11 protein-coding genes and 1 pseudogene are annotated in these 11,689 nt (G+C 66.2%); 5 read left to right on the top strand and 7 right to left on the bottom strand.

The window, feature by feature from the left end:
- The 3 genes and pseudogenes from NS6_RS07260 to NS6_RS07250 form a co-directional block, all read right to left on the bottom strand.
- A pseudogene (locus NS6_RS07260) lies at positions 1–780 on the bottom strand (hypothetical protein); the annotation flags it as partial.
- Positions 777–1,115, bottom strand: coding sequence for a hypothetical protein (locus NS6_RS07255; protein ID WP_068038421.1), 339 nt, complete (start codon positions 1,113–1,115; stop codon positions 777–779). The pseudogene NS6_RS07260 and the gene NS6_RS07255, both read right to left, overlap by 4 nt.
- 111 nt (positions 1,116–1,226) lie before the next feature.
- Positions 1,227–2,312, bottom strand: coding sequence for an isocitrate/isopropylmalate dehydrogenase family protein (locus tag NS6_RS07250; RefSeq protein WP_068038494.1), 1,086 nt, complete (start codon positions 2,310–2,312; stop codon positions 1,227–1,229).
- Between the two features lie 252 nt (positions 2,313–2,564).
- Between NS6_RS07250 and NS6_RS07245 the strand changes: the two genes are divergently transcribed.
- Both NS6_RS07245 and NS6_RS35140 read left to right on the top strand, forming a co-directional pair.
- Positions 2,565–3,449, top strand: a complete 885-nt coding sequence (locus NS6_RS07245; protein ID WP_068038419.1) for an SPFH domain-containing protein — start codon at positions 2,565–2,567, stop codon at positions 3,447–3,449.
- Positions 3,449–3,622, top strand: coding sequence for a type II toxin-antitoxin system antitoxin (locus NS6_RS35140; RefSeq protein ID WP_168443509.1), 174 nt, complete (start codon positions 3,449–3,451; stop codon positions 3,620–3,622). The genes NS6_RS07245 and NS6_RS35140 overlap by 1 nt, the downstream gene beginning before the upstream one ends.
- Positions 3,623–3,692: 70 nt before the next feature.
- Here the strand turns inward: NS6_RS35140 and NS6_RS07240 are convergent, their stop codons facing one another.
- Positions 3,693–4,553, bottom strand: a complete 861-nt coding sequence (locus NS6_RS07240; RefSeq protein WP_068038416.1) for a class I SAM-dependent methyltransferase — start codon at positions 4,551–4,553, stop codon at positions 3,693–3,695.
- Positions 4,554–4,720: 167 nt separating this feature from the next.
- Between NS6_RS07240 and rpsA the strand changes: the two genes are divergently transcribed.
- Positions 4,721–6,181, top strand: coding sequence for a 30S ribosomal protein S1 (gene rpsA / locus NS6_RS07235; protein ID WP_068038411.1), 1,461 nt, complete (start codon positions 4,721–4,723; stop codon positions 6,179–6,181).
- A gap of 181 nt (positions 6,182–6,362) precedes the next feature.
- Here the strand turns inward: rpsA and NS6_RS33700 are convergent, their stop codons facing one another.
- Positions 6,363–6,581 (bottom strand): hypothetical protein, encoded by a 219-nt coding sequence (locus NS6_RS33700; RefSeq protein WP_084470801.1) that lies wholly within the window; start codon positions 6,579–6,581, stop codon positions 6,363–6,365.
- Positions 6,582–6,775: 194 nt separating this feature from the next.
- Here NS6_RS33700 and coaE point away from each other — a divergent pair, with 194 nt between their 5' ends.
- Positions 6,776–7,957 carry a dephospho-CoA kinase gene (coaE, locus tag NS6_RS07230; protein ID WP_084470800.1) on the top strand — a complete coding sequence of 394 codons (1,182 nt, stop codon included), beginning with the start codon at positions 6,776–6,778 and terminating at the stop codon, positions 7,955–7,957.
- 124 nt (positions 7,958–8,081) lie between these two features.
- Here coaE and NS6_RS07225 read toward each other — a convergent pair whose 3' ends face one another.
- Positions 8,082–8,606 (bottom strand): ribonuclease FAU-1 family protein, encoded by a 525-nt coding sequence (locus tag NS6_RS07225; RefSeq protein WP_068038486.1) that lies wholly within the window; start codon positions 8,604–8,606, stop codon positions 8,082–8,084.
- Positions 8,607–8,740: 134 nt separating this feature from the next.
- Here NS6_RS07225 and uvrB point away from each other — a divergent pair, with 134 nt between their 5' ends.
- Positions 8,741–10,933, top strand: coding sequence for an excinuclease ABC subunit UvrB (uvrB, locus tag NS6_RS07220; protein WP_247610791.1), 2,193 nt, complete (start codon positions 8,741–8,743; stop codon positions 10,931–10,933).
- 23 nt (positions 10,934–10,956) lie between these two features.
- Here the strand turns inward: uvrB and NS6_RS07215 are convergent, their stop codons facing one another.
- Positions 10,957–11,427 carry a VOC family protein gene (locus tag NS6_RS07215; protein WP_068038407.1) on the bottom strand — a complete coding sequence of 157 codons (471 nt, stop codon included), beginning with the start codon at positions 11,425–11,427 and terminating at the stop codon, positions 10,957–10,959.
- Positions 11,428–11,689: the final 262 nt, after the last annotated feature.

The raw sequence follows: 11,689 nt of genomic DNA, 5'->3' as shown, positions 1-11,689 counted from the left end.
AAAGTCCTCGCCGCCGCGGCGCGGATCGGCTGTCTCCGGTATGGAGTGGCCGAGATCGAAGACCACCATATTGTCGTCGGCGTCGTGTTCTTCGTTGCGCCCGTCGTATTCGGGCCGGATGTTTGCCTCGTTCTCGTCCAGATTGCCCAGTACGAAATGTCCTACCGCAGTTTGCTGCTGGTGGACCTTCGGGTATTCGTGCCAGTTCTTGCTCGCCTTCAAAGGTACGAAGAGCTGAGCCATACCCGGGCCGTGCGGCCCGGTGACCAGCGCCGTGGGCGGTACGCGCGCGCCTGCCCCGAGAGCGTCGAATATGCGGTATCCGGCGACTTCCCGCCGAGCCAATTGCCCGGGGACGTGTGGAATCCAGTTCAAACCGCCGTACATTTCCATGTCGCCGGGTTTGTAGACATAGAAGAGACCGTCGTCGTCGCGTGCGATGAATACGCCGTTGGCGCTGGAGGGCAGGGTATTCGAGAGCTCCTCGTCGATCACCAGACGGCGTGTGGACAGGTACTGCTCGGCCGGGCTCGGTGAATACGGCGGGAAACGACCGGTGGGCGGCACCGCGCCGAGCGCGTCGGCGCGCGCTTCGGAGCGCCATTCGAACGGGAGCACGAAATCGCGATCGGCGGTGGTGAGGTCGTAGGCGACCTGGTCGAGGGTGCCACCGTAGTTGCGCACGAGTCCGGCCCGGTACCGCCCCACAACCCCGGCGACATTGGTCAAGCGCAGCAGAGTGTCGTCGATGACCCCGGTCCACGGGCTCAGTGGATTCACGGTAGTGCGTTCTCTGCGGCTCCGGGGTTGCCGGGGTCACCGGACTCGACCCTGTGCGGGCTCTCGTCGACGATCCGGCAATAGCTCAGCCTGCGCGGCGACAGCAGGGCGCGCATGAATGCGCGACCGTCGTCTGCCGACACCGGTTCCGCGGTGCCGGGGACCCGGATGCCCTGCCGGAACCAGCGTCGCGCCATCGGGCATCCGTCCGGTCTGCTGAGGGTCAATTCCACGGAATCCGCGCAGGTGAGATGGAATTCCGCGACCCGCTGGTACCGGCTGCCCACCAATTCGTAGATCGCGACCGAGGTCGGTGCCGGGTTCTGGTGAAGCATGGTGGTAGGCGCAATCGTTGTGCGGTCATCGGTCCGGCCGCTCGAGTGGGCCGTCGAGCCATTTTGACATTCGTGGCACGGCACGTCAGCGCTTCCGGGATGAGTTCACAGTCAGCGGCGATGGATGCGTGCGGTGACCTGTTCGGTGAATTCGGCGGTGGAGGCCAGTCCGCCGAGATCGGCGGTGGCGATACCGGCGGCGAATGTCGCGGCCACCGCGCGATCTATCCGGTCCGCCGCGTACGCCAGGCACGATTGTTCGCGGCGTTGCGCGAGCCAGCGCAGGAGCATGGCCGTGGAGCGGTGCAGGGCTACCGGGTTCGCCCGGTTGCGGCCCGCCAGCTCCGGTGCCGCGCCGTGGACCGCCTGCGCCATTGCGCGAGTGCCCGAGCAGTTCAGCGAGGCCGCCGTACCCAGCGATCCGCCCAGCTGGGCGGCGAGGTCGGAGAGGATATCGCCGAACAGGTTCTCGGTGACGATGACGTCGTAATCGCCGGGGGCGCGGACCAGATGGGCGGCCGTCGCGTCGACGTGTTCGTCGTCCACCGTGACCCCGGGGTACTCGCCCGCCACCGTGTAACAGGAATCCCGGAACAGGCCCATCGTCAGCGGCAGCACATTCGCCTTGTGCACGATTGTCACCCGGCCACGCCGGGTGGCGGCGAGCCGGAATGCCTCATGCGCGATCCGCTCGCTCGCCGTGCGGGTCACGAGGCCGACCGACAGCGCGATATCCGGGGTGGGACAGAACTCGCCGGACCCTACGGCCATGTTCCGGTCTGCGTAGAACCCTTCGCTGTTCTCCCGCACGATCACCAGATCGATATCCGGCGTGACCGCACGAATTCCGGGAAACGCCTGCGCCGGACGGATATTGGCGTACAGGCCGAAATGGCGGCGGATCGCGCCGCCCGGGGCGATGCGGTGCTGCGGGGGATAGGACGCGTTGTCGTGCGGTCCGAGGATCCATCCGTCGGTGTCGGCCAAGCCTTCGAGAGTGGATTCCGGTAGCGCCGTGCCGAATTCGTCGATCGCCCGCCGGCCCATCGGCAGCGTGACCCATTCCGTGGCGGGGCATCCGGCGGCCGCCAGCGCCTCGTTCGCCACCTGCCGCGCCGAACCCACCACTTCCGGTCCGATGCCGTCGCCGTAGACGAGGCCCAGTCGCAGCCGCTGCCCCGATACCGTCCCGTCCATGCGGCCATCGTCGCAGGAATGCGTCATCCGGGCTCGGACCGGCCGGTGGGTGTCGGCCCGCCGGGGTGGTGCCGTCCCGCGCCGGCGAAAGCGCCCCGCTGTCGACGCGCCAGGTGGTGGTGTCGAGGTTCGGGCGAGTGGTCGATCCGGTGTTGTGCCGGTTCTCGGGTACCGGTCCCGCGCGCCGCTTGCTTGTCGATCGGATGGCTTGTTGCTATCTTAGTGATATCACTTTGATAGAGGGAGGATGTCATGAAGTTCCGGGACGCCGCACGGGTCAACGGGTTCGTGGTGTTGCTGATCTGGCTGGTTCTCACGATCGCGCTGGCGGCCGTGGCAGTGGCCGGTTTCATCGCCTTCGGGCAGAACCAGAACGCCGCCGCGCTGGCCGGGGCGATCATCGCCTGCGTGGTCGCTGTACTGCTATTTCTCGGGATCACCGGGCTGACAGTGGTGAACCCCAACGAGGCCAAGGTCGTCCAGTTCTTCGGCCGCTATATCGGGTCGGTGAGCGATCCCGGTTTCTTCTCGGTCCTCCCGCTGACCGACCGGCGCAGTATCTCCCTGCGGGTCCGCAACTTCGAAACGCAGAAGTTGAAAGTCAACGACGCCGACGGTAACCCGGTGGAGATCGCCGCGGTGGTGGTCTACAAGGTGGTCGACAGCTTCAAGGCCGCGTTCGCCGTGGACGACTACGAAGAATATGTGGAGACGCAGTCCGAGGCCGCGGTCCGGCATCTGGCCACCACTCATCCCTACGACGCCCACGACGACGACCGCACCAGCCTGCGCGACGGTGCCGAGGTCGCCGAGGAGCTCACCGTCGAACTACGTGATCGCACCGGAACCGCCGGCATCGAGGTCATCGAGGCGCGGATCACCCACCTCGCCTACGCGCCCGAGATTGCGCAGGCGATGCTGGTTCGCCAGCAGGCGAACCAGGTGGTCGCCGCGCGTACCCGGATCGTGGAGGGTGCGGTGGGCATGGTCGGGCTGGCACTGGAACGTCTCACCGCCGAGGGAATGGTCGAGCTGGACGAGGAGCGTAAGGCCACCATGGTGTCGAACCTGCTGGTGGTGCTGTGCGGGGACCGGCCGGTGCAGCCCGTGGTCAATTCGGGATCGCTGTACAGCTGATGGCCGAACGCAAGAAGGTCCTGCTCCGGCTCGACCCGGCGGTATACGACGCGGTGGCGAAATGGGCGGCCGACGATCTGCGCAGCGTCAACGCGCAGATCGAGTTCGCGCTCCGGCGCGCTCTCGACCAGGCCGGCCGTTCACCGCGGGCTTCCCGCAGCGACGACTCCTGAACAGTTCCTCCCATCCTCCGGGTCCGCGGTCACCGCGGCCCGGGGGATGCTTTTCTGTGCGGCCGGCCGGCTATTCCGGTTTATGACTGACGAATATGGCCGTACCCGGGAATAGTTGTCCCCGCAACGGGCTCCACTGCCCCCATTCCCGGTCGAGCCATTCCGGCCAATCGGGCTCGACGATATCGTCGAGCACCAATCCCGCGCCCACGATTTCCCGGACGCGATCGCCGATTGTCCGATGGTGCTCCACATAGGTGCAGCGGCCGTCGCCGTCGAATTCGGTGTACGGGGTGCGGTCGAAATACGGGAGTACGGCCTCGAGGCCGTCCGGTCCCGGGTCGTCGCGGAAGATCCAGCGCATCGGATGGTTCACCGCGAAAACCCAGCGGCCGCCGGGCCGCAGCACCCGGGCGACCTCGCGCATGACCCGCGCGGAATCGGCGACGAACGGCACGGCACCGAAGGCCGAACACGCCAGATCGAAGCATTCGTCCGCGAACGGCAAATCCTCTGCACCCGCCTGGATCAGCGGGACCCCGGGGCCGCCCTGCTCCATGGCGGCAAGCCCCCGCGACAACATCCCCATCGATAGATCCAGGCCGACCGGATGGGCGCCCTGGCCGGCAAGCCAGCGTGCGCACGGTGCCGAACCGCAGCCGAGTTCGAGGATCCGCTTCCCGGCGATCTCGCCGAGCAGCCGCATATCGCCCTCGTGCAGGCCCTCCGGGCACCACACGAACTCACCCCCCGGACTAGCGGTGCCCAGGAACTCTCCATGGGTATCGTGGTACTGGCCGGCGTCGGCATCCCACCAGCGCCGGCTCGCTCGTTCACTTTCTCTCGAATCGACTCGTGAGCGTGCGGCACCCGTGGTTCCCAGTAGTGCGTTGGCCTGAGCGTGGCGATCTCGAGCAAGGTCGTCGGACACGACGCGAAGCTTATAGATCCGCAGCGGGGGGTCGTTTGCCCGGCCGGATACGGGTCGCGTACGCTGAACCCGCAAGTGATCACACCCGGAGCAGCTGGGTGTATCGCAGCGTACCGAAAGTCTCAATGTCCGCAACCGATCACAATCCGTCCGGAGCAAACCGCCACATGCCCACCACCGTCACCTCGCCGCAGGTAGCCGTCAACGATATCGGCTCCGCCGAGGATTTCCTCGCCGCCATCGACGCCACGATCAAGTACTTCAACGACGGCGATATCGTCGAAGGAACCATCGTCAAAGTCGACCGCGACGAGGTCCTGCTCGACATCGGTTACAAGACCGAAGGCGTCATCCCGTCTCGCGAGCTCTCCATCAAGCACGATGTCGACCCGAACGAGGTCGTTTCCGTGGGCGATGAGGTGGAGGCTCTTGTCCTCACCAAGGAGGACAAAGAGGGTCGCCTGATCCTGTCCAAGAAGCGGGCTCAGTACGAGCGCGCCTGGGGCACGATCGAGGAGCTCAAGGAGAAGGACGAGGCCGTTCGCGGCACCGTGATCGAGGTCGTCAAGGGCGGTCTGATTCTCGATATCGGTCTGCGCGGCTTCCTGCCCGCATCGCTGGTCGAGATGCGCCGCGTCCGCGATCTACAGCCGTACGTCGGCAAGGAGATCGAGGCCAAGATCATCGAGCTGGACAAGAACCGCAACAACGTGGTTCTGTCGCGGCGCGCCTGGCTGGAGCAGACCCAGTCCGAGGTACGCAGCGAATTCCTGCACCAGCTGCAGAAGGGCCAGGTCCGCAAGGGTGTGGTCTCCTCCATCGTCAACTTCGGCGCCTTCGTCGATCTCGGCGGTGTCGACGGTCTGGTGCACGTCTCCGAGCTGTCCTGGAAGCACATCGATCACCCGTCCGAGGTGGTCGAGGTGGGCAACGAGGTCACCGTCGAGGTCCTCGATGTCGACCTGGACCGCGAGCGTGTCTCGCTGTCGCTGAAGGCCACCCAGGAAGATCCGTGGCGGCAGTTCGCCCGCACCCACGCCATCGGCCAGATCGTGCCGGGCAAGGTCACCAAGCTCGTCCCGTTCGGCGCGTTCGTCCGCGTCGAGGAGGGCATCGAGGGCCTGGTGCACATCTCCGAGCTGGCCGAGCGCCACGTGGAGGTCCCGGACCAGGTCGTGGTCGTGGGCGACGACGCGATGGTCAAGGTCATCGATATCGACCTGGAGCGTCGCCGGATCTCGCTGAGCCTCAAGCAGGCCAACGAGGACTACAGCTCCGAGTTCGATCCGTCGAAGTACGGCATGGCCGACAGCTACGACGAGCAGGGCAACTACATCTTCCCCGAGGGCTTCGATCCCGAGACCAACGAATGGCTCGAGGGCTTCGACAAGCAGCGCGAAGAGTGGGAAGGCCGCTACGCCGAGGCGGAGCGCCGGCACAAGATGCACACCGCTCAGATGGAGAAAATGGCGGCCGACGCCGCGGCCGAGGCCGTCAACGGCAGCGGTTCGTCGAACTACTCCTCCGAGAGCGGCGCGCAGTCCAGCGCTCCCGCGGAGTCGGGTGGTTCGCTGGCCAGCGATGCGCAGCTCGCGGCCCTGCGGGAGAAGCTCTCCGGTAACGCCTGAGGCGCCCTCGGGTAGCCTCGAAGAGACAAACGAAGACCCCCGGTTCACTGCGAACCGGGGGTCTTCGCTATCGGTGCCATGGTGAACGATCGACGGGGTGCGTAGCGGTAGTTCGACTCCCGCGGTCACTTATCGACAAACGGCCCGGCACCAGGTGCCGGGCCGTTTGTCCGGGGTGGTATCAACCGGCGGGCACGGGAACCCAGCGCATGCGTACCCGGGGTACGAAGGGGCGGTGGCGTTTGGCGGCGAAACTGTGTTGCGCCGGAACCGTGAATACGGTGAACCACGAACGCTGGTGTTCGCGCAGATATCTCGCGACAGCCGGAATAATAATGCAATGCACGCGACCCGCCGAACCCAGCCGGTGGCGGCCTGTACGGTTTTCTCTGGTGCGCATACTCTTTCCTTTGCTTGTCGTAACAAGTGCTATCGGAAAAAGGCAATTCCCATCGATATTGCGGCAAGCGCAGATTATCCGAGTGAATCTCATGGTCCGGACATTTCCGGATCGGGCGCCCGCGGGCGTGTCGGGCAGCGGCCGGGGCACGACCTGTTCGGCACGGTTCGTGCCGCGGATGCGAAACTGAGCCAATGTTACGAATCGGCCTCACCGGAGGTATGGGCGCGGGCAAATCGACCGTCGCGCGGGCACTCGCCGAGCGTGGGGCGGTGATCATCGACTCCGACGTGATCGCACGGGAGGTAGTGGCCCCCGGAACTCCCGGACTGGCCGCCCTCGTCGAGGCATTCGGTGCGGATATCCTGGCTGCCGACGGAAGTCTCGACCGGCCGGCGCTTGCTGCCAAGGCGTTCCGCGACGACGAATCCCGCGCGACCCTGAATTCCATCACCCACCCCCTGGTGGGGCAGCGCACCGCCGAGTTGCTCGCCGCTGCCGCACCGGATGCCATTGTGGTGCAGGATGTTCCATTGCTGGTGGAAAACAATATGGCACCGTTTGTGAACTTGGTGCTGGTCGTGGACGCGGCCACCGAAACCCGGCTGCGGCGTCTGGTCGAATTCCGCGGCGTGGACGAGGCCGACGCCCGCGCCCGGATCGCGGCGCAGGCCACCGACGAACAGCGTTACGCCGCCGCCGATGTGCTGCTGGACAACAACGGTGCCGAGGGTGCGGTCGAAGCCGAGGTCGCGCGGCTGTGGGAGCAGCGGCTGGTGCCGTTCGAAGCGAATATGCGCGCGGGTACCGCGGTGCGACCCGAGTTCGGCATCGTGGAAGCCAGGCCGGAGTGGGCCGCGCAGGCCCAGCGGCTGATCGCGCGGTTACAGGTTGCGGCGGGCGCGGCCGCCGTCCGGGTGGATCATATCGGCGCCACCGCGGTGCCGGATCTGCCCGCGCCGGATGTGCTCGAGGTACAGATCACGGTCGCCGACCGGGCCGGCGCCGAGGGTATCCGGGACGCTCTGGCCGGTGCCGGATTCCCGGAGCTTTCGGCATCGGCCCACGAACCTGCGCCCGGTGCGGGGCTCACCGAGCCTCGGAGGCACGGCAGCGCCGATCCCGGCCGTCCCGCATTCGTGCAGCTGAGTGTGGCGGGCAGCCCGGACCAGGAGTTCGCCATGGCATTTCGCGACTGGTTGCGCGCCGATGAGCAAGCCCGCGCCGAGTACACCGAGGTGATCCGTACGGCAGCGAACGAAGCCGCGCGCCTCGGCGGCGACGAGGCGTGGGCGGCCTACGCCGCGGTGTGTGAGCCGTGGCTGACCGGAGTGTCCCGGCGGCTGGCCCACCGGAAGCCAGAGCAACCGGAGTGATGGACCGACCGGTGTGCCGAGCACCGCGGTGACGAGGCGTCGTCCAGCCCCCGCCGTCCGGGAACCGCCGGGCGGCCGTTCTCGCGGACACCTCGGCTTATCGGCCGGTGCCGGAAAGGGAGCGTCACATCCAGGTGAGCGGCATGTCCAGGGACGCAGTCCAGGCCAGGAAGTCATGACCGTGGGCTGCGATACCGTCGATGGCGCGGGTGGCAGTCGCCACGGCCTGCTCGGCGATAGCCGCGTCGATCAGGTGGGTTGCGTGGGCTGCCAGGAGTTCGTCGACGTCCAGCAGTTGGGTTTCGCGGCCCGTCCGGACCACCAGATCCAGATAGTGGTCGACCGATCGCCAGCGTTTCGGTTCGAACTCGCCGAACTCTCCGATATCGATGTAATAGTCCTGGTCGCGCATATGTGCGGGATGGAAGTGGAACACCGTCGCACGTATACCGAGCGCGGGCAGCAGCCAGGATTCGAGGTAGTGGAACTGGGGGTGGTCGGCGCTGCGGGCCATGTACAGGCCCCACGGTTCGAGGTGATAGCGCTCGACCGTGCGGATGAACCCCTTCGGATCGGTATTGGTCAGTTCCGCGATATCGAAGTACTCCACCTTCGGCCGGTGGACGTGCACACTGGCTGCCTTGGTCACAGTTGCCGAATCTACCCAGGACGCCGGTGATGTGCTCGGTGCCGTGCCCGGCGGGACCGCCGGTTGCCGGGCGGCGTGCCTGCCGCCGTGGTGGAGACCGGAATCGTGTCGGTGGGCGGGCATAGTGTGGGGTCATGGCATTCGCAACCGAACTCCGTGCGGCCGGCGTCAGCGGAACCGAGGCCGACGGGCAAACTCCCCTGGCGAAATCGGAATTCCGCCCGGTCGGGGAGATCGAACGGACAGGCGGGCAGTTCGAGGTCGTCAGTCCACATCGGCCCGCCGGCGATCAGCCGGCCGCGATCGAGGAGCTGGAACGCCGCATCACTGCCGGGGAACCCGATGTGGTGCTGCTGGGCGCCACCGGTACCGGTAAATCGGCCACCACGGCCTGGCTCATCGAGCGGTTGCAGCGGCCCACGCTGGTGATGGCCCCGAACAAAACCCTCGCGGCGCAGCTGGCCAACGAGCTCCGCGAAATGTTCCCGCACAACGCGGTGGAGTATTTCGTCTCCTATTACGACTACTACCAGCCCGAGGCGTATATCGCGCAGACCGATACCTATATCGAGAAGGACAGCTCGATCAACGACGACGTGGAGCGGCTGCGCCATTCGGCCACCTCCGCGCTGCTGTCCCGGCGCGATGTGGTGGTGGTGGCCTCGGTGTCGTGTATCTACGGCCTGGGCACCCCGCAGTCGTATCTGGATCGCTCGGTGCTGCTGGAGGTGGGCGCGGAGGTCGACCGCGACGCCTTTCTGCGCATGCTGGTCGACGTCCAGTACACGCGCAACGATATGGCCTTCACCAGGGGGTCGTTCCGGGTGCGCGGCGATACCGTCGAGATCATCCCGTCCTATGAGGAACTGGCGGTGCGGATCGAGTTCTTCGGCGACGAAATCGAAGAACTCTATTACCTGCACCCGCTCACCGGGGATGTGGTGCGCAAGGTCGATATGGTGCGGATCTTCCCGGCCACCCACTATGTGGCCGGTCCGGACCGGATGGCGCGGGCGGTCACCGATATCGAGGCCGAGCTCGAACAACGCCTGGCCGAACTGGAAGGCAAAGGCAAACTGCTCGAAGCGCAGCGGTTGCGGATGCGCACCCAATACGACCTGGAAATGATCCGGCAGGTCGGCTTCTGCTCGGGGATCGAGAATTATTCACGCCATATCGACGGGCGGCCCGCGGGTTCGGCGCCGGCCACTCTGCTCGATTATTTCCCCGACGATTTTCTGCTGGTCATCGACGAATCCCATGTCACGGTGCCGCAGATCGGCGGGATGTACGAAGGGGATATGTCGCGCAAGCGCAATCTCGTCGAATACGGGTTCCGGCTGCCCTCGGCAGTGGACAACCGGCCGTTGACGTGGGAGGAGTTCGCCGAACGTATCGGTCAGGCCGTGTACCTGTCGGCCACCCCGGGCGATTACGAGCTCGGCCGCGTCGGTGGTGAGGTGGTCGAACAGGTCATCCGCCCGACCGGCCTGGTCGATCCGCAGGTGGTGGTCAAACCCACCAAGGGTCAGATCGACGATCTGGTGCACGAGGTCCGGCAGCGGATCGAACGGGACGAGCGAGTACTGGTCACCACGCTCACCAAGAAGATGGCCGAGGATCTCACCGACTACCTGCTCGGGCTGGGCCTGCGCGTGCGATACCTGCATTCCGAGATCGACACCCTGCGCCGTGTCGAGTTGCTGCGTCAGCTGCGGCTCGGCGAGTACGACGTGCTGGTCGGTATCAACTTGCTGCGTGAGGGCCTGGACCTGCCGGAGGTTTCGCTGGTGGCCATTCTCGATGCCGATAAGGAAGGGTTCCTGCGCAGCACCAAAAGCCTTATCCAGACCATCGGCCGTGCAGCCCGCAACGTCTCGGGCGAGGTACACATGTACGCGGACAAGATCACCGATTCGATGCGGAACGCGATCGACGAAACCGAACGCCGCCGGGCCAAACAGCTCGCCTACAACGCGGAAATGGGAATTGATCCGCAACCGCTGCGAAAGAAGATCGCCGATATCCTCGATCAGGTCTATTCCGAAGCCGACGACGAGGTCGCGGTGGGCGGATCCGGTCGTAACGCCAGCCGCGGCCGGCGGGCGCAGGGGGAACCGGGACGGGCGGTGAGCGCGGGCATCGTGGAGGGCCGCGATATCAAGTCGATGCCGCGGGCCGAACTGGCCGATCTGGTGGCCGAGCTCACCGATCAGATGATGAACGCGGCCCGCGAACTGCAGTTCGAGCTCGCGGGCCGGCTCCGCGACGAAATCGCCGACCTGAAGAAGGAGCTGCGCGGTATGGATGCGGCCGGATTGAAGTGACCCGGTCGCGTTGCCGCGGACGGTCAGCCCTGGGTGGCCATCCATTCGTCGATCCGGCGCTCGGCCTCCTCGCGGGAGACATCTTCCACGCGGGTCATCACCACCCAGCGGTGGCCGAACGGGTCCAGCAGGGCCCCATAGCGGTCGCCGGTGACGAAGGTGGCCGGATCTTCGGCGACCTTCGCGCCGTGGTCGCGGGCGCGGGCGATCACGGCATCGACATCCGGGCAGTAGTGCACCAGCGAGGTGTGCACCCATTCACCGGTGGGGGCCAGCACATTCTGCTCCGGAACCGGCATACCCAGCTGGATCGTGGAATCGCCGATCTTCAGTTCGGCATGGGCCGGCTGCCCGTCGGGCATATCGTTGCGGGAGATCACCTCGGCACCGAAGACGGTGCGGTAGAAGTCGATGGCGGCATTCCCGTCGGGGACCGCGATGAACACGGTAATCGAGTGGTAGCCCTCGGGAATCGGATTCACTGTTTCGCTCATGAGTTCGAGTCTGCCGGGGTGCGCCGAGGGGTTCTTGTAAGAAAGCGACAGCTCACCGAAGCGGGGGGTGGAGCCTTGCCGAGCCGGTGCAGCGGATATGCCGCGGGCACGGTGCCGGCGGCATATGGAGAGGTCGCGCCCGGTGTCTGCGGTGGGGACGCTGTCCACGACAACCGGGATATCCTGCGGTTGCCCGCCTACCTTCGGCGCCGGCCCCAGCACTCGAGCCTGTCCGCGACACTCCGCGCCGCCGCGACCCCGG

It is taken from the genome of Nocardia speluncae NBRC 108251, assembly GCF_001613245.1.
Lineage (GTDB): Bacteria > Actinomycetota > Actinomycetes > Mycobacteriales > Mycobacteriaceae > Nocardia > Nocardia speluncae.
This window is presented reverse-complemented; position numbering and strand designations above follow the sequence as displayed.